Origin of the sequence: Neobacillus massiliamazoniensis, assembly GCF_001048695.1 — a bacterium.
GTDB classification, from domain to species: Bacteria; Bacillota; Bacilli; order Bacillales; family Cytobacillaceae; genus Neobacillus; species Neobacillus massiliamazoniensis.
Window position 1 is genome coordinate 611,003 of the sequence record NZ_CVRB01000001.1, and the last position, 21,110, is coordinate 632,112.

20 protein-coding genes are annotated in these 21,110 nt (G+C 36.9%); 4 read left to right on the forward strand and 16 right to left on the reverse strand.

Going from position 1 to position 21,110, the window contains the following annotated elements; translation table 11 throughout:
• Positions 1 to 112: 112 nt before the first annotated feature.
• Positions 113 to 1,795: a DUF6044 family protein gene (locus tag BN1082_RS03015; RefSeq protein WP_090630659.1), complete on the reverse strand. Its 1,683-nt coding sequence runs from the start codon at positions 1,793 to 1,795 to the stop codon at positions 113 to 115.
• A 407-nt stretch (positions 1,796 to 2,202) separates the two neighbouring features.
• Between BN1082_RS03015 and BN1082_RS03020 the strand changes: the two genes are divergently transcribed.
• Positions 2,203 to 3,663 carry an ArnT family glycosyltransferase gene (locus BN1082_RS03020; RefSeq protein WP_090630662.1) on the forward strand — a complete coding sequence of 487 codons (1,461 nt, stop codon included), beginning with the start codon at positions 2,203 to 2,205 and terminating at the stop codon, positions 3,661 to 3,663.
• 294 nt (positions 3,664 to 3,957) lie between these two features.
• Here the strand turns inward: BN1082_RS03020 and spoIIP are convergent, their stop codons facing one another.
• The 3 genes from spoIIP to BN1082_RS03035 form a co-directional block, all read right to left on the reverse strand.
• Entirely contained in the window at positions 3,958 to 5,088 is a 1,131-nt protein-coding gene (gene spoIIP / locus BN1082_RS03025) for a stage II sporulation protein P (protein ID WP_090630665.1), read from the reverse strand.
• A gap of 82 nt (positions 5,089 to 5,170) precedes the next feature.
• Positions 5,171 to 5,941: a nucleotidyltransferase domain-containing protein gene (locus BN1082_RS03030; protein WP_090630669.1), complete on the reverse strand. Its 771-nt coding sequence runs from the start codon at positions 5,939 to 5,941 to the stop codon at positions 5,171 to 5,173.
• Positions 5,942 to 6,258: 317 nt separating this feature from the next.
• On the reverse strand, positions 6,259 to 6,453 hold the full coding sequence (locus tag BN1082_RS03035) for an IDEAL domain-containing protein (RefSeq protein ID WP_090630672.1): 195 nt from the start codon (positions 6,451 to 6,453) through the stop codon (positions 6,259 to 6,261).
• Positions 6,454 to 6,672: 219 nt separating this feature from the next.
• Here BN1082_RS03035 and BN1082_RS03040 point away from each other — a divergent pair, with 219 nt between their 5' ends.
• A complete protein-coding gene (locus BN1082_RS03040; protein ID WP_090630675.1) occupies positions 6,673 to 7,503 on the forward strand; it encodes an alpha/beta fold hydrolase in 831 nt (276 codons plus the stop codon).
• A gap of 12 nt (positions 7,504 to 7,515) precedes the next feature.
• Here the strand turns inward: BN1082_RS03040 and BN1082_RS03045 are convergent, their stop codons facing one another.
• From BN1082_RS03045 to desA, 3 genes are all read right to left on the reverse strand, one after another.
• Positions 7,516 to 8,115: a response regulator transcription factor gene (locus BN1082_RS03045; RefSeq protein ID WP_090630678.1), complete on the reverse strand. Its 600-nt coding sequence runs from the start codon at positions 8,113 to 8,115 to the stop codon at positions 7,516 to 7,518.
• Positions 8,116 to 8,130: 15 nt separating this feature from the next.
• A complete protein-coding gene (locus tag BN1082_RS03050; RefSeq protein WP_090630681.1) occupies positions 8,131 to 9,249 on the reverse strand; it encodes a sensor histidine kinase in 1,119 nt (372 codons plus the stop codon).
• A 62-nt stretch (positions 9,250 to 9,311) separates the two neighbouring features.
• Entirely contained in the window at positions 9,312 to 10,301 is a 990-nt protein-coding gene (gene desA / locus BN1082_RS03055) for a Delta(5) desaturase DesA (protein ID WP_090630684.1), read from the reverse strand.
• Between the two features lie 265 nt (positions 10,302 to 10,566).
• On the opposite strand from desA, the gene BN1082_RS03060 reads away from it, so the two are divergent.
• Together BN1082_RS03060 and BN1082_RS03065 are read left to right on the forward strand one after the other, a co-directional pair.
• Positions 10,567 to 11,340 (forward strand): alpha/beta fold hydrolase, encoded by a 774-nt coding sequence (locus tag BN1082_RS03060; RefSeq protein ID WP_090630687.1) that lies wholly within the window; start codon positions 10,567 to 10,569, stop codon positions 11,338 to 11,340.
• Positions 11,341 to 11,589: 249 nt separating this feature from the next.
• Positions 11,590 to 12,369: an alpha/beta fold hydrolase gene (locus tag BN1082_RS03065; RefSeq protein WP_090630690.1), complete on the forward strand. Its 780-nt coding sequence runs from the start codon at positions 11,590 to 11,592 to the stop codon at positions 12,367 to 12,369.
• Between the two features lie 46 nt (positions 12,370 to 12,415).
• Here BN1082_RS03065 and BN1082_RS03070 read toward each other — a convergent pair whose 3' ends face one another.
• The 9 genes from BN1082_RS03070 to yknW form a co-directional block, all read right to left on the reverse strand.
• Positions 12,416 to 13,468 carry an alpha/beta fold hydrolase gene (locus tag BN1082_RS03070; protein WP_245640291.1) on the reverse strand — a complete coding sequence of 351 codons (1,053 nt, stop codon included), beginning with the start codon at positions 13,466 to 13,468 and terminating at the stop codon, positions 12,416 to 12,418.
• A 20-nt stretch (positions 13,469 to 13,488) separates the two neighbouring features.
• Complete coding sequence (locus tag BN1082_RS03075; protein WP_090630693.1) at positions 13,489 to 14,046, reverse strand: polyhydroxyalkanoate biosynthesis repressor PhaR; 558 nt, start codon at positions 14,044 to 14,046, stop codon at positions 13,489 to 13,491.
• A 14-nt stretch (positions 14,047 to 14,060) separates the two neighbouring features.
• On the reverse strand, positions 14,061 to 14,681 hold the full coding sequence (locus BN1082_RS03080) for a hypothetical protein (RefSeq protein WP_090630696.1): 621 nt from the start codon (positions 14,679 to 14,681) through the stop codon (positions 14,061 to 14,063).
• Positions 14,682 to 14,773: 92 nt separating this feature from the next.
• Positions 14,774 to 15,145, reverse strand: a complete 372-nt coding sequence (locus BN1082_RS03085; protein WP_090630699.1) for a hypothetical protein — start codon at positions 15,143 to 15,145, stop codon at positions 14,774 to 14,776.
• Positions 15,146 to 15,603: 458 nt separating this feature from the next.
• The gene (locus BN1082_RS03090) at positions 15,604 to 17,286 is read right to left on the reverse strand and encodes an ABC1 kinase family protein (RefSeq protein ID WP_090630701.1); all 1,683 of its coding nucleotides are present in this window, start codon (positions 17,284 to 17,286) and stop codon (positions 15,604 to 15,606) included.
• A gap of 123 nt (positions 17,287 to 17,409) precedes the next feature.
• The gene (locus BN1082_RS03095) at positions 17,410 to 18,603 is read right to left on the reverse strand and encodes an ABC transporter permease (RefSeq protein WP_090630704.1); all 1,194 of its coding nucleotides are present in this window, start codon (positions 18,601 to 18,603) and stop codon (positions 17,410 to 17,412) included.
• Complete coding sequence (locus BN1082_RS03100) at positions 18,600 to 19,292, reverse strand: ABC transporter ATP-binding protein (protein ID WP_090630707.1); 693 nt, start codon at positions 19,290 to 19,292, stop codon at positions 18,600 to 18,602. The genes BN1082_RS03095 and BN1082_RS03100 overlap by 4 nt, the downstream gene beginning before the upstream one ends.
• Positions 19,289 to 20,428: an efflux RND transporter periplasmic adaptor subunit gene (locus BN1082_RS03105; RefSeq protein ID WP_090630710.1), complete on the reverse strand. Its 1,140-nt coding sequence runs from the start codon at positions 20,426 to 20,428 to the stop codon at positions 19,289 to 19,291. The genes BN1082_RS03100 and BN1082_RS03105 overlap by 4 nt, the downstream gene beginning before the upstream one ends.
• The gene (gene yknW / locus BN1082_RS03110; protein ID WP_090630713.1) at positions 20,428 to 21,096 is read right to left on the reverse strand and encodes a YknW family membrane protein; all 669 of its coding nucleotides are present in this window, start codon (positions 21,094 to 21,096) and stop codon (positions 20,428 to 20,430) included. The genes BN1082_RS03105 and yknW overlap by 1 nt, the downstream gene beginning before the upstream one ends.
• Positions 21,097 to 21,110 lie beyond the last annotated feature (14 nt).

The window sequence follows — 21,110 nt, forward strand, 5'->3', positions numbered from 1 at the left end:
AGGCTCACCGGAACACCCGCGGATGCTCGCTTCTTGAGCGCAAATCAACAGGTAAGTTTAACACAGCCAACAAAAAAAGAAGGACTTTATTACAAGTCCCCCCTTTCGATGATTACATTACTTTATATAAATAGATTCGCCAATATGCATCCTTCGAATCAAAAACCTTTTGTAAATCCAGGTGCTCTTCCTTAGCATTTAAGATTGGCACAGCAGAAAGGATATAATCACCGCCCATTTGCTTTAAGGCTTCGGTATTAATATCCAAGTGGTGAATAACCTTTGTTGTGTCTTTGGAAAAGAGGTAATGCTCGCCTAATTCACTAGAAAAAATATAGCAGCGTCCGCCCCAGTTATCAAAATAGCTTTTTAAGGTGCTATCTTTATCCAGTTCCGGTGCAATTATTTTTCGAAATTGATGCTTATAGGACAAAGGATAAAAATTGTTATAAGTGTCTAAGGTATACATCCCGTTGTATTGTGCAACCGCTGGATGGATCCCAATGCTGACCACCCGATAGTCTTGAACAGGTTTTCCGATAAACTTTTTGATGTCATTAAATTCATTTACTGCATAAAACTGGCCGAATGAAGGTGAATCCCGATACGCAATTTGTTCATTTGTTGGTATGAGGAAACCTATTTGTAAAACAACCAGTAGAATGGCTAGCATCCGCCATTTTTTATTTAAGCGCCACAATATTTGCAATGAGACCGCAAATAAAACATAAATAATCATTGGCCTTAAATAATGATAGCGGGAAAAATTAAAGGTATTTAAAATGCTAAATTTTTGCTTCAACGGCACCCAGCCCTCATAAAACCAAAAGGCATACCAGACTGATAATAAGAAGTTAGCTAGATGGAGTCCCAAAAATAGTTTTTCTTGCTTCCAGGTTTTTTTAAGTATGACAACAATAAGAGCAATAATAGAAGTTGGCAAGATCACATACTGATATACAGTTTGATCCTGATAGTGTCCCTGAATATAATTTTTAAAAATTAACCGGATCGTTTCTGCTAAGTTATTCGTTGATTCCATAAACTCTGTTCGATTAGTTTTCTCGTGGCTGAAAATTAGCGATGCAAGTTCCCGATATTCAATCGCTAAATAAATTATGGTCATGTAAGCAATCGAAAAGAATAGACGCCATTGTGGCTTTTTCGTTTTGATCATAGCAATAAGCCAATAGACCCCCATTGCACTTAAAAAAAAGAAAAAGCCTAGCATAAATGTTGAATAAAAAGGCAAAAGAGTTAAAGTAATGAGACTAACCCAGGTTTGTTCACCCTTTTGAATATTTAAAAAAGCCCATAAAGCGAGTGGCATTCCTAACGTACTTAACATCCCATTGGCCCAAAAAGGAGTCAAGGCAAAGGTTAAGGCAGCGCCAATCCGAATGATCCCTTGATTTTCTTCTTTTATCACATATTTTTTTAATAATAAATACATTCCCAAAAAGGCGATAAAGCGACAAATCGCTTGATTCAGTCCATAGGCGATTTCTGCCGGGAAAAACCGGAATAATTCAACAATCCCATAATATTGAGAGTAAAACGCATTTCGCGATAAATGGCCATTAATGATTTGGGGAATATTCGCATTGATAGAACCAAAGAGCTGACCACTATCATTTAGCACCTTGTACCAAGCAACATTGGAATCTAAATTGTCTAAAATTCTCATATGTGCGTTTTGTCCAAGTATAAAGTAAGGTGCAACCCAAATAGCAATGATTATAAGTGCAATAACTATATATGTCTTTTCTCGTTTGAACAATGTCGCTTTAACCATAATTTCCTCGATTCTTATTACAATTCTTAATCTTTTTCCAAAAAAAGTTGGACATAGGTGTTTTGTTGCTTTTTAATAGTATAAAAATTTTTATCATTTAACTCCGAGAATTATCCAACTCTATAAGAGTAAGCTTGGGAAGAGATACTTCACAGACTTTTTTATCGTATCAAAAAAGCCAACATAATACCACTCAAACCCCTTTTTCGACCTGATCCCCATAAAGGAGTTTTATCGTCATTTTTAATAAAAATTTTCTTCTTAATAATTATTTAATATTTTTATAACATTATTTTTATATATAAAATCATTGAGACTTGTAAAATTTAATAGTATTTTCTTTTATAATAGAGGGATGCATTAATAAGGAAATAAAATCGTAACAACGTGGAAAAAAGGAGTCGCTTATGGATCGTTTACATCATAATAAATCTCATATCATTTATTTTTCTGTCATGCTAATTTTGTTAGCTATAGCTGCATTTAACCTCTTTTATCAATTAGGGAAATTTCCTATTTACAGTTGGGATGAGGCTAGGCACGGAGTAAGTGCGTATGAGATGGTTAGAAATCATAACTATATAGTAAATACGTATAGAGGTAATCCGGATTATTGGAATTTAAAGCCTCCCCTTAGTTTTTGGACAATTATTGCAGGATATAAGATCGCAGGTTTCAATGCACTTGGATTGAGAATTTTTTCAGCCATTTTTGCATTTCTGACCATTATAATGGTCGCAGCATATGGATACAAAAAGCACGGAAAATTAGCATCCATTATTTCAACGGTTGTTCTGTTGACATCTACACAATATATTACCAATCATAGTGCAAGAACAGGAGATGCAGATTCTCTTTTTATTTTTCTATTTACCATTGCAATATTATCACTACTTTTATGGGAGCAAAATAATATATTGCTATATGTTTCAGGACTGGCATTTGCATTCGCGTTTTTAACAAAAAGCTGGCATGCTGGCAATATTGCAATCATAATTGGGCTTTATCTCTTTTTAACTGGTAAATATAAACTTCTAACTCTTAGAAACTGGATTTCATTAGGAATATGTATGATTCTACCCATTCTTATCTGGGGATTCATTCGCTACCAGTATGATGGTGTAACATTTTTTAAAGGGATGATCATGTATGACTTATTGCATAGGTCATCTACTCCTATTGAGGGGCATATAGGTGGAGTTTTTTATTATGTTTCAATCATATCCAGGTATTTCATCAATTGGATTTATGTCATTTGCATATTAGGCTTATTATTTCTTTTCAATCGAAATTTTCCATTTAAAAAGATCATTGCTTCTGAGAAAAGGAATGAGTTAATTGGTTTATGTTTGTGGGTTTTGATACCATTTATCCTTTTTACTTTTGCAAAAACAAAAGTAAGATGGTATATATTGCCGATATATCCCGCTTTAGCAATCATTACGGGAGCCCTAGCTAGTAAATTAATCTTAAAAGGAAAGTGGATTACAAAAGTTATTTTGGTCGGAGCCATTCTTTCTGTATCTATTTTTTACGAGATAGAAATTTGCACCTATTTAAACAATCCGCCAACCAACAATAAGCTAAGTTTAATTGAAATGATAACGAATAAGAAAAGTACAGAAGGTGACAGCTTATATATTTACCAGCCATCAAAAAAGGTAAGCTGGGCACAAAGTGATGTATTGACCGCAGAGCTATCTGATAATTTACATGTCAACAATGGGGATTTTGAGCAATTCTTACAGAAAGATAAGGACTTGCTTTTAGTACCGAAAAAATTGTTTAGTCAGCAATTAATTAGTTCAAACCATTTAAAGGTCATTGATTCCGATCAATGGGGCTATATGGTAGAAAAAAGTAGTTAAATTGGAAGGCGAATAACGGATAATGAGGTTGTCCCAACACTTTGTTTGGGACATCCTTACATCCGTTTTTTATTAGGCTGTGTTAAACTTGCCTGTTGATTTACGCTCAAGAAGCGAGCATCCGCGGGCGTTCCGGGGAGCCTCCCCTGCCCCGTACTCCCGCAGGACGTTGAATTAGCATCCTTGAATCCACACCGCACGAAGGAAATGCGATAGCTTTTCGAGGATCTCGCGCCTTCCGCTCCAATCAACATAGTTTCAAAAATCAACAATGACCTTTAACACAGCCTTTTATTAAAATGCCTTTGCGTTTTTCTTTTCCCAATAGTATTCACTTAAGATATCCGCGAACGCTTCCATCGCATTTTGTAGTTCTTCTAAGTTATTATCAACCCCGCCTACTTCTATTAAAATCGCTCTTGGTGAGAGATCTTGATTATAAACCCCATTTCCCGTACTCTTATTTTTCGAAAAGATCCCGCGGCTTAAGCCGGGATATTTTTTTTCAGCTAAAGCATGAAGATCTTTTGCCAGCTGAAGATTCTGTTTAAAATTTGGATTTGCTTCACCAACAATAAAATCCAACCTAGCATAGCTTTTTTGATCAATTGTTGTTGTCGTTAATGTCTTTCTTTGCGAATCTCGATGAATATCAATCATGAATTTTAAATCTTGGTCAGTTGCCAAAGCCTCTTGAACAAGCCCCCTTGAATATTGATAGGCATTATTCGATGTCCATCCTTTTTCATGAAGCTTCTCGGCGGCATCAATTGTACTATGCTCTGAGCCAATCCCTTTAGCAGCTAGGTCCTTTACTAGCATATCACCAACACCAACCACGTTTAAGGCATTATTTGAACTTACTGCATCGTCTGGAGTGGAAGCCTGTTGCAGCAGTGGAAGATAAGATTCCCAGCTATGCGTATGATATATATAGACTATTTTCTTCCCATCAGTGGTCTGATTAGAAGGCGGTGTTTGATTTCCGTCGCTTGGAACGGCATCTTTCTGTTTTAATAATAATTCCATCGGAGGCGATGATTCTATTGGCACGGTGGTAATATCCGTCCCTTGTCCTGCCACTTGAATATTGGTATTAAATTCAGAGAAACCAGGGAGTTCTCTCTCAAAGAACGTTTTCGCATCATTTATTTTTAGATTGGTCGCAATTTGAAAGCCGACTTTTGTTAGTGGAATATCTTTAACTTCCTTGTTATTCTGTGTAAAATACATATTCTCTGTCCCGAAGAAATACAAGAATAATTTATTTAAATCCGAAGTTTCAAGGACTTGTCCCACAGTATCAGAAGTCATACTCACAGACAAAAAAGTGGTGATGCTCGAAATTAATATAAAAACCAAGATAACTGAAATCATTGCCCCATTGACTTGTACGATTAAACTAAATTGGTTATTTTTTTTCATAGTCCGTTACCTCCTTCTATCAAAAGTTATGCAATGCAATTGATAGATAGAAGTAACTTTTAATAAATGATGAAATAGAAGGTCAAGACCAAACCTCGTCCAATGTTTGTCTAAATATAAGGTCTAATTGTGGGGTAGCATCTTCTTTCTTTACTTCTATTGTTTTGAGATATTCCTGGAGTCGGTTTATTTCATTCTCTACGAACTCGTTAATAACTGGTATTCGGGATTCTCGGTTTAGCTCCTCACCGTTAATTTTTCTTTCTAAAAGCGTAAGGATTTCTTTTTTTAATAATCCATTTGGAAGAATATCATCTACCAATTCCTGAAATATGATTGGCGGAACCTTGTTATATTTTTCAATCCAGTTGCAGGCTAATATCGGCCTAAGCACATAAAAGTATTTCTTTATTTTTACTTGCTCGGCCTGAAGATAGTTGCGGTAATTTCCCGTTGCCATATGCAAATAATGATAGAGAGCTGACTTTGGGATAAACACGTTATCTTGAATAGCTTTCATTTTATCCACTAATGAAAATGCCTTGTAATATACGATCCCTGAATGGAGCCACTCCATTAAGGGCGGATTCGATTTCCGAAACAGCTTAAGTGCCTTTCTCACATCCCAGCCATTTATATCAAGAAGGTCACTGATAGGGAGCTCAATAACGTCCCTTTTCTCATCAATCGACAAATACCAATCCCTTCGGTGCAAATAAATAAATCGAACATCATAATCACTATCCTTCGAAGGCAACCCCCAAGCCCTGCTACCCGACTCCACCGCAAAACAAACCTTCACATCATATACATCCTCAATCCTGCAAATCTCCTCCAAAATCCTCTCACGCAACAACATTCACCTCTTCAAAAAAAATTGGGTGTCAGGCACCACTAAAAGACAATTGTACACCTGGCGCGGACACTAATTTTTGGTTAATTTTCATTATAAAGAAATTGAAGGAAATGTTAAAGGTAGTTTGACAAATGAATATGGGAATAAATGCAGTAAATCCAGTGGACAAAAGAAAGAGGATGCCCCTAAAGTGGCTGACCCCTCTTAATATATAGCTGCCTATTTTGCAATGTACTGCTATATATTGTAGGTTGAAGGATCTGACACTTTGTTTGAGACATCCTCTTTTGGAAAGGTAGGATGTTAGTATTAATTTAAGAAATCTTTCTTAATTCTTCTGTTAGCTGAAGAAATAATGACTTATTTCCTTCTTGAAGAGTGTGGTCGATTTCCTTTAGGATTTTCTCCCTTTTAAACTGGAGAAAGGCATGCTTTAATACCATCTCAGCAATTTCAGAATCTGTGTAATCATGTGGCTGTTGGGGTGAATTAAGTAATTTCTTTTCCATCGGAAATCAACTCCTTATAGTTTTTTATTATTATACAGTTAATTTTTTAAAAATTCAAACATTTTATTTTGAAAATTATAATATTTTTTTACTTCTGTGCAGTCTATCATAACTCAAGCTGTTATTTTTATTATTTTGACTTTTTCACTGAGGGGTGTAGGTAGTATTTTTTGGGGAACATTAAATTCAACAATTTTGAACATGAGGAGGCAGTGGCAAATGGAACAAGCCGCATCTATTGGACATCAACCAATTAATGGAATCGATGTTTATTATGAATATTATCCAAACAAAGCATCTGAAAAAACGATTGTCCTAATACACGGTTTTCTTTCTTCTACTTTTACATATCGCCATTTGATTCCATTGTTGAAAAAGGATTACCAAGTATTGTCTATCGACCTTCCACCTTTCGGAAAAAGTGGAAAGAGCCATCATTACACCTATTCCTATAAGAATTTAGCTCAAACCGTGATCAAGCTGACTGAATATTTCAAGTTAAAAAAAATGACCTTCATTGGTCATTCGATGGGCGGGCAAATTGTTCTAAATATCCTCCATATGGTGCCGGAGCTTGCTGACGAGGCCATCTTGGTTTGTACCTCCTCCTATTTAAAACGATCAAAACTACCGCTTATTTTATTAAGTTACATTCCATATTTCCATCATATTGTGAAATATTGGTTTGCTAGGACTGGAGTAAAGAAAAATCTTCAAGAAACCCTCTATAATCACGACTTAATTAATGAAGACATGATAAATGGATATTTACAGCCCTTCTTACAGAATGAAATTTTCGTAGCCCTGACTAGGATGATTCGCCACCGTGAGGATGACCTGCCTCCTAAAGTACTTAATCAAATCAAAACACCATGCCTATTACTATGGGGTGACCATGACAAATCAATACCACTCCATATCGGGGAAAAACTAAACAAAGACTTAACCAATTCAAAGCTCATTGTATTAAAAGAAACCGGCCACGCAGTCCCTGAAGAACGCCCAACTGAAATTTACCAGTACATTCGAGAATGGTGTCAGGCACCATAAAAAGTGGCAATACTATTTAAACCATCCTTTTTCTTTGGATTGGGTGATAGCTTCAATTCGGTTTTTGACGTTCAGCTTGTCTAATATAGTTGAGATATAGTTTCGCACTGTTCCTGTTTTTAGCTTGAGTTCATCAGCTATCTCTTGGGTGTTTTTTCCATCCGCAACAAGTTCAAGTACTTCTATTTCCCTGTCAGTAAGAGGATTTTCTTCACCAAACACATCGTCCATAAGTTCTGGTGCATAAATTCGTCTGCCTGACATCACACTACGAATGGAACTGGCAAGCTCTTCACTTGGACTATCTTTGAGCAAATAGCCCCTTACACCTGCTTTTAATGCCCGCTGAAAATAGCCAGTTCGAGCGAAGGTAGTTAAAATAATTACTTTACAGTCAAGTTCCTTAATCTCTTCAGCCGCTTCAAGTCCGCTTTTTCCCGGCATTTCAATATCCATGATACAGACATCTGGTTTGAATTTTTTTACAAGAGCAATGGCTTCTTCTCCATTCGCAGCTTTGCCCACCACTTCCATATCATCTTCTAAATTTAAAAGCGACCCAAATGCACCCAAAAGCATTTGCTGATCTTCTGCAATTACAATTTTTATCATTCCACCGCTCCCCTTTTATCTCGGCTTCACATCATTTGGCACCCTAATCGTCAACGTCGTTCCTTCCTTTAAAGAAAGATCAAGGCTTCCGTTAATAAATTCAAGTCGCTCTTTCATTCCAATTAATCCATTTCCCTCAGTAGCAACTTCCCTTGAACCCTTAAAAATTCCGTCATCGTGAATAGTCAATACGATTTCCTTCCATGTTTGTTCAATTGAGATAAAACAATTGGTGGCCCCACTATGTTTTACTACATTATTTACTGCTTCTTTCATACACATACTTAAAATATTCTCTGTTAACAAGGAAACATTCTCAAGTGAAAATTCTTTTGCAACGGTAAAGTTAATTTGGGCAGCCTTTAAAATTTGTTTTACGCGTAAGAGTTCTTCATGCAAACGAACTCCACGCATAGAAGATACAATTTTTCTTACTTCACTTAATGCTGTTCTAGCAGTCTGCTGAACATCCTTTAATTCATTGCGAGCCTGCTCTTGATCTTTCGAAATTAATTTCCTTGCCAAATCCGTTTTCAAACCAATAAGTGAAAGCTTTTGTCCAAGGGTATCATGAAGGTCACGGGCAATCCGCTGCCGCTCTTCCAGCTTGACAAGCTCTGCAATGCGCTTATTGGCATCCTCAAGCTTCTCCTCAAGCTGCCCTCTCTCCTTCCGATTAAAGATACTAAACGGAAGAAGGATGACACTAATCCAAATGACTATCACGAAAGGCAATTGCTTTAAAAATAACTCTTTCTGCATGACGAAACTGAAGTTAATTGAAATCGAAGTGCTAATTAAATGGATAAAATACAAGATAAGAAAAGGAATACGTTCTTTTATATTCCCAATAAAATAGGCAAGAAAAAAAGCAAAATATACGTAGCTAAAAAGGCTGGTCGCTGTAATGGAAAGGGCAATCAGAATCAACGTCCACAAATAGACCGGCCAACCTTTAGAAATAAAGGCAATTCGATACAGAATAAAAAATATTAAGGTAACGAGAATCCCGGCAATTATTTCAATCGTTGAACGAGATTGGAAAATAAAATAAAACGGTAAGATACAAAGAACGGTCCAAAGATATGGAGCAATCCCGTTATTTTTCTCGAATGTAAAATACCTTTTAATCATAATGAACCCTCTTTTACCCTTCATTTCATACTTTTTATTTTACCATTTATGGGTGCTACATATCAGTTTGAAACATCTTTAAATCCAATAAATTTTTTTCGAGCCTCGTCCCAAAGGTGGAATTTCAACGAACTAATACTTGTTGTCAAGGTAACGGTTGGTACGTTCTGTAATGGGAGCGTATTATTGTGAACTTCCTCAAGTTTATAATTTGGAACCCTTGGGCTCAAATGATGAATATGATGGTAGCCGATATTTCCCGTCAACCATTGGAGCAGCTTTGGTAGCTTATAATAAGAACTCCCTTCCACGGCTGCTTTCACGTATTCCCACTCAGCATCTTCTTCAAAATAAGAATCTTCAAAAGTGTGCTGTACGTAAAAAAGCCAGATTCCAATAGAGCCAGAGATTAAAAAAATCGGACCTTCAACTAAAAGGAAGGACTGCCAGCCAATCTCCCAACAGAGCAGCCAGTACAAAGCTAAAATTGAAATATTTGTAAGATAGGTATTTAGGCGTTCCTTCAGTCTCGCTGCTTTTCTGTTAAAACGATTTTGAAGTAGAAAAACATAAATTGGACCTACGCCAAACATAATAAACGGATTACGATATAGACGATATGCTAAGCGTTTCCAAAAGGATGCAGCTTTATATTCATCAAGTGTAAGCATCCAAAGGTCACCGGTGCCGCGCTTATCTAAGTTACTACTTGTTGCATGATGAACGGAATGCTCATGCTGCCAGCGATTATATGGAAACAACGTTATAATTCCCGTGATGGTTCCAACAATTTTATTTGCCCGGCGATTTTTAAAAAAAGAGTGATGGCAGCAGTCATGAAAAATAATAAAGATCCGAACTAAAAATCCACCTGCTAATACTGCTAGCCCCAAGGTTAAAAAATAGGAAATGGACAAGCTCTTAAAGCAAAGAAACCATAAAAAAATAAACGGCACAATCGAATTAATCAACTGCCAGATACTTTTCATCGTATTAGATTTTTCATAGGGAGCCACTTGATTCCGTAAGTTTTTTTGCAATTCTTTATTCATTTTGACATTCACTTCCTCATATAAACTACCGAAATTATAGATGAAAGAACAAAATAGTGGCAGACATACCTGTCATATACAAAACATGATAAATGTCATATGAAAAAAATTTGGTGCCTGACACCACATGTTATGTTAACTTGATACCTGAAAATTTTTTCAGGAAAATTCCACCATATAATAAATTCTTATTTTTTTAAATGTTTAAACACAATAAATTAGGCAAACATAGTTTATTATATATAAGTTTCTGGAGGAGTTTATCTTGACGGCATTATCAAAAACTTGTAGTGGAATTCCATTTTTACGTCTTGGTGTGGGTGATCCATTAGTATTTATTCATGGTCTTGGAGAAGTAAAGGAGAGTTGGGCCAATCAATTTGAATTTGCCGACCAGTATGATTTGATTATTCCTGATTTAAGAGGGCACGGGGAATATTTAACGGATGGGGAGATTTCGATCCCCAATTTTGCTCGTGACATTATTCAATTATTGACGGAACTTGGAATTGAAAGCGCACACATTTGTGGTTTATCAATGGGTGGAGCAGTAGCTCAAGAAATTTATCGTCAAGCCCCTAAAATGTGCCGCTCGCTAATTCTCGTCAGTACCTTTCACTTTATGCCAAAAAGTTTAGGAAAAATTTTTTTTAAATACCAAAGAGGCGGATTAAATTCTAATCTTCCATATATCCAAAAGGAATTAGCAGCTCGTATTTGCCTTTATTCTTGGAAAAAGGAAAACATTGACTGGTTTTATCAATTTTACAAGCCAAATAAGGACTATTTTCTGAAATCCTTGGAAGCATGTATTGAAGTCAATAACCTATGCTTACTTCCAAAAATAAAAGTTCCAACATTAATTATTGGAGGCCAATATGATTCAATTTTGCCCGTTTGGATCCAACACCATATGCACAAACAAATCCCCCACTCAGAATTTGTCATATTCAGAAATTCAGGACACTTTACAAAACTGGAAGCAAAAGACGCATTCAACAAAGTACTTCGCAGCTTCCTCACTAAAGTGGGTGCCTGACACCACAATCGGATGATTAAAATAACCCTTTGTAACGATATGGAGCATTGTTACAAAGGGTTTTTTAGTCTTCATTTTTTAAAGGTTTTTAGCATCCCCAATTTGCTCTCTCTTATGTGTAATTTACATATAGGGGTAATATTTGAAAAAACGATTGTATATTATATAATAATCAGAATTTTCCGATATCTGAAAGCTCTATTTTATGGAAAAATGGTTATACAAAATAACTACTCGGAGGGATGGGTGTTGAGGCAATCATTCAAAAGCTGTAATGGGATTCCTTATTTACGATTTGGCAAGGGCGAACCATTAGTTTTTATTCACGGCCTTGGAGAAGTAAAAGAGGGATGGTCAAATCAATTTGAATTTGCCGACCAGTATGATCTGATTATTCCTGATTTACGTGGTCATGGAGAGTACCTTTCTTCTGGAGAAATCTCCATAAAAAATTTCGCTCATGATGTGATTAGCCTGTTGAAAGACCTTGGTATTAAAAGTGCTCATATTTGTGGATTGTCGATGGGAGGAATGGTCGCCCAAGAAATTTATCGTCAGACTCCGGAAATGTGCCGTTCATTAATGCTTGTCAGCACTTCCCATTATGCTCCAAATAGGTTGGGAAGGTTCTTTTTAAAATATAGAAAAACCTGCGGAGAAAATAAAATTCCAAAAGATCTTAAAGAAAAGGCAGCAAAGGTTTGCCTTTATTCTTGGTCAAAAGAAAATCTCGAAATGTTTTATCAATTTTACCGGCCAAACAGAGAATTTTATTTCAAATCGATGGAAGCATGTCTTAAGGTCAATAATATTCTTTTACTTTCTAAGATTAATGTCCCAACCTTAATCATTGGAGGACTATATGATTCAGTCACTCCTGTATGGATTCAATACTTAATGCACAAACAAATTCGCCATTCCGAATTAGTTATTTTTAGAAACAGCGGCCATATTGCCAAATTAGAAGTGAAGGAGGATTTCAACCAAGCCCTTCGCAGCTTTTTAAATAAACACAAAACAGCAAGTTAAAAGGGAAGGAGCATTCCCTTCCCTTCATACTTTTTTCACGATCATTTTAAAGTGGATTTGAACGACTTGCAGCCCATTGATTCACAATTTTCGATAACAATCCGGATAAGGCTAAACCAACATGCCCTGATTCCACAACGGTATACGTTTTATCCTCACTCGATACTAAATCCATTATAGGCTTACTCTGTTCTTCTAAAACCAAATTATCTCTAGAACCTGAAATCACATATAAATTGGCCTTAATATTTTTTAAATCGGCCCTTTTATTACCAATCCACAATTCCCCTTTAACTAGCTTGTTACCTATAAATAGGTCTTTAGCTAATTGTCGAAAAGCCTCACCGGCAAAAGGAACTTGGTCAAGGGTCCATTTATTCATCCGCCTCCACTTCTCTACATAAGTGGAATCATCCGCTCGATGCAGAAGCGTCGTATAATGCGTAAAATAAATAGGTGATCCCATTGCCCTGAACATACCTGCCACAAATTGCGGTGGGACATTTCCATATACATCGATAAATTGGTCAATGTTAACATCGCCATTTCTCAAGCCTTCTGCCCATTTATCAGGTCCAATAAATGGTTGGAAATCAATTGGAACAGTAGCAACAACCAAATTTTTAATCGGCTCTTCTGCAATCGCTGCATAGATGGAAGCGATTGTCCCACCTAAGCAATACCCAATTAATGTGATTTCGTCCGCTCCAGAATGGCGAATTGCCCGCTTAACGGCGGTTCTTAAATATTTCTCTATATATGTATCAAGACCAATTTTTTTATCCTCATACCCTGGTATACCCCAATCTAATAGATACACTTCATAACCCAAATTCGTTAAACCCTCTATGACACTAGTCTTTGGGGCTATATCTAAAATGTATGATTTATTAAATAACGAGTATACAAAAAATAATGGGATTTCATACTTTTTCTGCTTAGCAGGGTAATGCCATAATACCGATTTGTTCTTTTTCCATACTTCATTTCTTGGAGTCTGACCTATCTTCGGTTCAGGTTCCATCAATACATTCACAATATTCTTCCAACGGTTTGTTTCTTTTTCAAAATCAAAAGAGGGATTTTTTTCTGGTGCCACGTTCCTCCCTCCATTAAAAATTATTTAGAGTAACTTCCACTACTCAACTCTTGCTCAGCTGTTTTGTTCATTTTTAAAAAGCTGTTAAATTCATCTCTAAAATCATTTAATTTCATTAGCTCCAATTTCACTTCTTGAAGCTCTGTATACAAGGACTTTGCATCGACCTGCTCTTTTTTCGTTTTTACTAACTCTGTTTTTAATTGCTTTGTTAGTTTAATAATTTCCTTAGAGACTTTTACAACACTTTCAATCTCTTTGCTTTGAGCATTCATGGAATCATGAAGCCCCCAAATTTGCTCTTCAAGGGCTTCAATTTTTTCTTCCACCTGAGTGGTTAGGTTCGACACATTCGTTACGTCACTTTTTGTTGGCAAATTTAGGACACTGGCTAGTGCCTCCTGATTCTTTTTCAATGTCTCTAGATAACGGGAATGAATTTCCGACCCAAAATTGGACATTTTGACAAATTCATTGTTTTCCTTCCAAAGGTAAATAAAATCATTCATTTGTTTTTCCAACAATAAACTAAATTTATGCAAGGTGTCATATGGATCATAAGATGTCTTATCTGCCATTTACTTTCACCTCGTTATGAATTTGTTACCTCGGTTAGGTTCTTTAAATACTTTTGAAATGGAAAAATGGCCGTTTTCACTTGCTTTGCAAATAGATTCACAAATAATTTTTGATTTTCGTATAACACATTAGTTGTGTTTTTAACACTATCAATAAATTTTCCTCTGCTCTCTTTTCTAAAGGAAATATATTTCTCGACTGTTTCCAAATAATTATCAAGGCCTTGTTCGCCCGTTAACGATTGAACAGGCGTTAATAATAAAGTAGTGGTTTTATTTTGAATATCATCTACTACCTGATTGATTTCTTCATATGAATTAATAGGGAAAAAACGTTGCAGCGTGGTCGTTGTTACAAGTAATTCTTCTCGTGCTGATTTTTCCCAGTCCTTAAGCTCCTTGTTAAACTGCTCAGAAATCACTTTTAAATTTTCCTGATTGTTTTTAACCCTGTCCACATAGTTATATACTGCTCCAAGGAAAAGGTCATCCATTCGATTTAACTGTTCTGCCCATCCATCCAACTGATCAAATCCAAATTTCCAAACGAGATCTAAACTGGATAGCTGCTCTTCTTGGCTAACCTCGGTTTCTTGGTTTTCGACTACTTGTTCTTTTTTCTTATTCTCAGACATAATTTTTCTCCTCCATAATTTAAATTTATGTTAAATAATTGCCTTAAACCCAATAACTCTTTTCCAGATGGTTATTTTACTGGATATGTAACTCAGAAATTTTCATCTTTCAAAATGGCTAGCAATTCTTCTGATGATTTTCGAACTCTTTTTAATAAATCTCTATTTTCTTGCTGCTTTTTGCCCAGTTCATAGATTGCCTCATCAAGCAAATCAAGCTTTTCCTCATAGTCTACGATTCTTACAGAAAGTGTAGCTATTTCATCCTTATTGGGAAGGTCTAAACGGTTTAATGATCTAGTTGAAAATCTTCTCCGAATCCGTGCTTGACGTAAATGAGAGTCCATTGCCTTTCCAAAAGCTAATATAAACTCTCGACTATTCGTACTGGAATGGATTGTCCTATTTATTTCTGCTTCTAATTTTTTGTAGTAAGATACGGGATCATCGTGGTTGGACTCCATTAAAATTCCCCTTAACTAACCAGTTAGTAGGTTAATCTAAACATAGTTATTGGGAATCTTCAAGACAATCAAAGGAAAATTCACACAATTTTTAAAAAAGTCAATATTAATTCCAATAGTTAGAATATTAATATAATTATTATATTAAAAATGGGATTTGTAAATCTTTCCTTTTCGACAAATTTCCACAAACACACGTAGTCCTTCAGGTGGAAAATGATTAAAAACCCTTAAAACCCTAGCAAAAATAATGACCACTTAATATCAGCTCTATAACACAGTTTGAAAAATTAGGACGAATATTGTCGTAATATTTCTTACTTTTCATAAAACCCTAAGAAAGAGAAAAATAAATTGTTTGAAGTTTAACAACTCGCTTATTGGGTGTCAGGCACCATAAAAAAGACACAAAAAAGAACCGCTGGTTACATGGAGTATGTATACCAGCGGTTCTTTTTTCAAAACCGACCTGTTTTAATGATAGAGTATAGTAGCCAGAGGACCACGACTGTTGCGATCCCGAATCCAATTTCAACTGCCGGAAATTTGGTCAACAAGATAGATGGATGGCCTGCTATCGTAGTTCCAATGATAAGGCCAACCAAAATGATACTAAGCGATAGCAAGACGATGCTAAAAGATAGTCGATTACTGATTTTATTTATTTTCTTCAAAAAGATTTCTAGTTCCGGGGTCGTTATTTCAATTCTCATCTTTCCTTTTTTCATGACGGAGGTAAAATCTTTTACCGTCTCCGGTAGCTCTTCAAGGATTTCCTCATATTCGTTGAATTGACTCCATACCTTATCCGCAACATATTTAGGATGCATTCGCTCCATTAATAACTGCCGGCCAAAGGGTTCAGCCACTTTAATAATACTTAATTCGGGATCGAGCTTTTTGACAAATCCTTCGATCGTGAGAAGTGTTTTCCCCAATATTGTTAGATCGGTTGGAATCTGTATTCTATGCCGATAAGCGACAGAAAATAAATCAGTAACCGCCTCCCCCAGACTCATTTCACTAAAGGGAACACTGCTATACTTTTCCCTTAACTGCTCAACATCAGATCTTAACTGTTTGCGGTTGACATTGTCCGGCACCAACCCCATTCTAGAAATCGCTCTAACAACCTCATCAGTATTTTGGCGCATCAGGGCAATGACAAATGAGGCAACATGCGATTTCATTTCCGTAGTTAGCCGGCCAACAATTCCGAAATCCATGAAAGCTATGACATTCCCAGGAAGTGCTAAAATATTTCCCGGGTGGGGGTCACCATGAAAGAAGCCAGCGATTAAAATTTGCTGGAAAATGGCATTGACAACCCTTTCCCCTAAAACTTTACAGTCATATCCATCCTGTTCTAGGGTTTCTATCTCAGTTAATTTTGTTCCTTCGATGAATTCCATGGTCAAAATTTTCGAAGTTGTATAATCCCAATAAATTTTTGGAATTACAATGGTTGAATCATTTTTAAATTGTTTGGCAATCTTTTCTGAATTGCGACCTTCATTGTTAAAATCCAATTCTTCCAGAAGAGATTTGGCAAATTCGTCCACCACATCACGAATTTGATATCTTTCTACCCAATCTATACGATTTTCCGCCAACCTAACCAAATCTTGAAGAATTTCTAAATCCGTTTCAATTACATTTCGAATATTAGGACGTTGAATCTTAACAGCAACCCGTTCGCCTGTCTGCAAAATCGCTGTGTGAACTTGGCCAATTGAGGCAGCCGCTAAAGGTACTTCACAAAATTCTGCGAAGGAGTTCTCCAAAGGTTCCGCTAATTCCTCTTCAATAATTCTTTTTACATCCTCAAAAGTAAACAGTGACACACGGTCCTGAAGCTTCACAAGCTCGTGAATGACTTCAGGTGGAAAGATATCAGGTCTCGTACTAGCAATCTGACCTATTTTTACAAAAGTAGGTCCGAGCTCCTCCAAGAACATCCTTATTCGTTCACCTGTGGTTCTCGTATGAATCGTCTCATTTCCTTCGACAAAGATTCTCTTTGGAACTGCCAACAGGTCAAGAAGTCCCAATTCTTTCATGACATACCCAAATCCATATTTGGTGAAGGCGTAAACAATGTCTCGGTAGCGTTGAATATGGCGAATCCTTTTCTTGATCATCTTCACCTATCCCCTAATGGAGTAATTTTTATTAACCTTCTCACTCTTTACAATGACGATCAAACAAATGGAGTCGAATTCTTAAAATGTTCATCAATTTGCTTGTTTATTTGCACCCATACTTTATTCGTATCGCAATGATTCTATCGGGTCAAGCTTAGAGGCTTTATTTGCTGGAAGTAGTCCAAACAGAACTCCGATCACCATCGAAAACAGGACACCGCCAAGTACTACCTGCCATGAAACTAAAGACGGCCAGCCGGCAAAGAAGCTTACAATTTGCGCTGCTCCCCAACCCAGAAAAATACCTAGAATGCCTCCAATTAGCGTCAATGTCATCGATTCGATTAAAAATTGGGTCAATACTTGCCCTCTTGTTGCACCTAGAGCCATTCGGATACCGATTTCCCTCGTTCTTTCAGTCACCGATACAAGCATAATATTCATAACACCAATACCACCTACAAATAAAGAGATTCCAGCAATACTTCCAATAATAAGGGTCATGATTTTGGTAACCTGGCCGATTCCGGCAGCAATCTCTTCCATATTGAGCACCTGATAGGACTTTTTGGTATTATGCATTTTGTTTAAAAGCTTGGCCGCCTTTTTTCCAGCGGTCTGGATATCTTCAGCCGATGCTACTTGTATGGTTACTTGAGTGAAATCATTTTTACTGAAGATATTTCTCCAGGCTTGGAACGGAAGATAAATTTCCATTGATCCAAAGGAAAGAAGTCCTTTTGGCTTATCTAATACGCCAATAATTTCTAGCGGCTGATTGGCAACCGTGATAATTTTCCCAACCGGATTTTCTCCTTTAAATAACTTCTCTTTCAATTTATCGCTTATAAGTGCGACTCGTCTACCACCGAGAAAATCTGAGGTTGAAAAATTCCGCCCCATTGACACCTTCAATTCATTCACTTGTAAGTAAGCTTGATTAATACCAGTTGTTGATATATCTGCCGTTTCTTTTTGATACCTAGCGGATGAAAGCTGCGTACTCGATGCGACAATTCTTTTAATTTCCGGTATTTGTTCCAATGCACGAATATCTTCCTGTTTAAAAGCAGCTTGCTGATATATGTTGGGGTTAGCCCGTACTTCTTCATCGGAAGGCTGATAAAACACTTGGATCGTATTTCCTGGTCCAGTAATTTGTGATTTTAACATGGCCTCGCCACCCTGACCAATCGCCACCACAATGATAACAGCACCGACACCGATAATAATCCCAAGCATTGTCAATATACTCCTTAGCTTGTGGGCTTTTAAAGAACTTAATGACATAATAAAATTTTCCAAAAAACTCATGATATCCGCCCCCCATTAAAGGTAGCAGAGGCCTGGATCATCCCATCTCTAACCATAATCGTTCTGTTAGCATATTCAGCCACCTCAGGCTCATGTGTAACGACGATGATCGTGACACCTTCCTTATTAAGCTCTCTGAATTGCTCCATAATGTCCATGCTTGTTTTCGAATCAAGGGCACCTGTTGGCTCATCTGCTAAAATCAGCTTAGGTTTATTGACAATCGCTCTAGCAATCGCCACACGCTGCTTTTGTCCACCTGATAATGCATTGGGGAGATGATCCATCCGATCCTCAAGCCCCACTTTTCTTAAAGCTTCTTCTGCCCTCATTCGACGCTCTTGTTTAGAAATCCCGGCGTAAATCATGGGAAGCTCAACATTTTTTAGTGCCGTTAAACGGGGGAGCAAATGAAATTGCTGAAAAACAAAGCCAATCGCTTTATTTCTAACATGTGCCAACTCTTTATCACTATAATTGGAGACATTTTCACCCTCAATAAAGTAAGTACCAGTTGTCGGTTTATCTAAGCAGCCAATAATATTCATTAAGGTTGATTTACCTGACCCTGACGGACCCATGATGGCGGCAAATTCCCCCTCTTCAATAGAAAGAGAAATATCATTTAGTACCTTTACATTATCTCTCCCAAGTACAAAAGCTTTTGTAACGGATTCTAGCCTAATCATTGTTCTGTCACTTCCATGCCATCTTTGATTGAATTCGGACCATGTATGATGACATTTTCTCCTTTTGAAACTCCTTGGAGGATTTCAATTTTCTTCCCGGAAGTGATGCCTGTTTTTACATCCTGTTTATATGCTTTTCCATTTTTGATGAGATAGACAAATGGCTTATCGCCGTCATCATGGACAGCATCGATTGGAAGAACAATCGCTACCTTTTTATCCGTTTCAATTTCCATGATCACTTGAAAACCTGGTTTTAATGAATTTGTATCTCCAGTAATTTTTATTGCGACGGGATACTGAACTGCCTGGTTTCCATTTTGAATAGCGGTTTGATTCTGTTGTGGAATAAGGGCAACATTCATAATTTCTCCCTGCCATTCTGTACCCGGAACAGCATCTGAACGAACGATTACCTTCTGCCCACTCTTCACTTTTAACGTATCGAATTCAGACAAAAGTCCACTGGCGACCATTCCATCAAGCTTTCCAATATGGACAATCGGTTCAGCATTAGCGGCTGTGACCGAGGATTCACCTGGCTTCTTCACTGATAAAACGATGCCATCTAGTAAACTCTTAATCTCTAATTCACTTTGGCGTTTTGAAATCATATCCTTTTGCAGCATCGCTTGCTTTAAATCAAGATTAGCCATTTTCTGTTCCATATCAAGCTGCTCATGTTCCGGATCTAACTGTTTCTTTGCCTCCTCTTTCCCAATCTGGTCAATTAACGCTTTTTCTTTATCTTTAAACTGCTTCATTTTTTGATTAATTTGGTCAATTTTTAAATTTGCCGATTCTAGTGCCAATTTATTTTGCTCTGTCTCAAGTTCTAGCTGGGCATTTTGAAGTTTTGCCAGCACCGTTCCTTTTTTAACTGTCTGGCCTTCTTGAACAAGTATTTCCTTTAGTTCTCCTTTATCAGGAGAAGGATAGACGATTTGTTCCTCTTGAAGCTTAATCGCACCTGGAATCATCAAAAGGGAGGAAATTTCCTCTTCAGATGTTTTTACAGTTTTAACAGAAGGAGCTTTTGCCGAAACCTGCCGAAAAACACTTACTGAAATCATAATAACAACCAAAATGATTACACCAGCCATCAGCCAAGCTTTCTTTTTCTTTTTCTTTTCCATTATAATTTCGGCGCTCCTTGAAATAGAGTTGCAATTAATCCAAATCCTAGCATAACGATAAAGAATAGAATGGCAACCGTCCATGCCGCTCCTTTAGAAAATTGTGCTGTTTTTTGAAGCCCAATCGCTGTCAATACCATCCCCCAAATACCGAAAACATCTAAGGAACTTAGCACACCTTTCCCCTGATTAAACAAACCTGCCAAACTAGTAACATTTACATAAGGGTCTCCACCAATTGCGTTCCTTATCGCCATATTTAACACGAGACCAACCGCGCCGATTATCATGATATAAACATTCATTGATAATAATTGTTTAAAAGTTACAGATGAATTGACAAACTTAGAAATAGCTAAAAGAATCGCACTGCCAACAATAGCACTGATAATAGGCGAGAGGAGACCAGCTATTACAACCGTTACCTTTGTAATTGTTAAAACTAAGTCTATTTGGTCTTTTGGTACCCCCTGATCAATTAATGTCGAGGCATCTAACATTCTTGCCATTAATAACATTCCAATGATATATAGGATGCTCACAATCAATAATGGCACCCAAAGTTTTGGCTTCTGCCTAATCCTTTCAAACTGCACTCCCGGGCTCGTGAACATTCCCAATAAAGATGGCTTTTGATCCTTTGTGTTTAATTCTGTTTGAACTTCCATTACTCAACACCCCA

What these genes read in the sequence shown, in the direction of transcription:
- BN1082_RS03085 (WP_090630699.1), bottom strand. Translation starts at nt 15,145, where the DNA reads ATGGAGTCCAACCACGATGATCCCGTATCTTACTACAAAAAATTAGAA.
- BN1082_RS03105 (WP_090630710.1), bottom strand. Translation starts at nt 20,428, where the DNA reads ATGGAAAAGAAAAAGAAAAAGAAAGCTTGGCTGATGGCTGGTGTAATC.
- BN1082_RS03090 (WP_090630701.1), bottom strand. Translation starts at nt 17,286, where the DNA reads ATGATCAAGAAAAGGATTCGCCATATTCAACGCTACCGAGACATTGTT.
- desA (WP_090630684.1), bottom strand. Translation starts at nt 10,301, where the DNA reads ATGAATAAAGAATTGCAAAAAAACTTACGGAATCAAGTGGCTCCCTAT.
- BN1082_RS03035 (WP_090630672.1), bottom strand. Translation starts at nt 6,453, where the DNA reads ATGGAAAAGAAATTACTTAATTCACCCCAACAGCCACATGATTACACA.
- BN1082_RS03040 (WP_090630675.1), top strand. Translation starts at nt 6,673, where the DNA reads ATGGAACAAGCCGCATCTATTGGACATCAACCAATTAATGGAATCGAT.
- BN1082_RS03015 (WP_090630659.1), bottom strand. Translation starts at nt 1,795, where the DNA reads ATGGTTAAAGCGACATTGTTCAAACGAGAAAAGACATATATAGTTATT.
- BN1082_RS03050 (WP_090630681.1), bottom strand. Translation starts at nt 9,249, where the DNA reads ATGATTAAAAGGTATTTTACATTCGAGAAAAATAACGGGATTGCTCCA.
- BN1082_RS03075 (WP_090630693.1), bottom strand. Translation starts at nt 14,046, where the DNA reads ATGGCAGATAAGACATCTTATGATCCATATGACACCTTGCATAAATTT.
- spoIIP (WP_090630665.1), bottom strand. Translation starts at nt 5,088, where the DNA reads ATGAAAAAAAATAACCAATTTAGTTTAATCGTACAAGTCAATGGGGCA.
- BN1082_RS03080 (WP_090630696.1), bottom strand. Translation starts at nt 14,681, where the DNA reads ATGTCTGAGAATAAGAAAAAAGAACAAGTAGTCGAAAACCAAGAAACC.
- BN1082_RS03045 (WP_090630678.1), bottom strand. Translation starts at nt 8,115, where the DNA reads ATGATAAAAATTGTAATTGCAGAAGATCAGCAAATGCTTTTGGGTGCA.
- BN1082_RS03020 (WP_090630662.1), top strand. Translation starts at nt 2,203, where the DNA reads ATGGATCGTTTACATCATAATAAATCTCATATCATTTATTTTTCTGTC.
- BN1082_RS03095 (WP_090630704.1), bottom strand. Translation starts at nt 18,603, where the DNA reads ATGAGTTTTTTGGAAAATTTTATTATGTCATTAAGTTCTTTAAAAGCC.
- BN1082_RS03100 (WP_090630707.1), bottom strand. Translation starts at nt 19,292, where the DNA reads ATGATTAGGCTAGAATCCGTTACAAAAGCTTTTGTACTTGGGAGAGAT.
- yknW (WP_090630713.1), bottom strand. Translation starts at nt 21,096, where the DNA reads ATGGAAGTTCAAACAGAATTAAACACAAAGGATCAAAAGCCATCTTTA.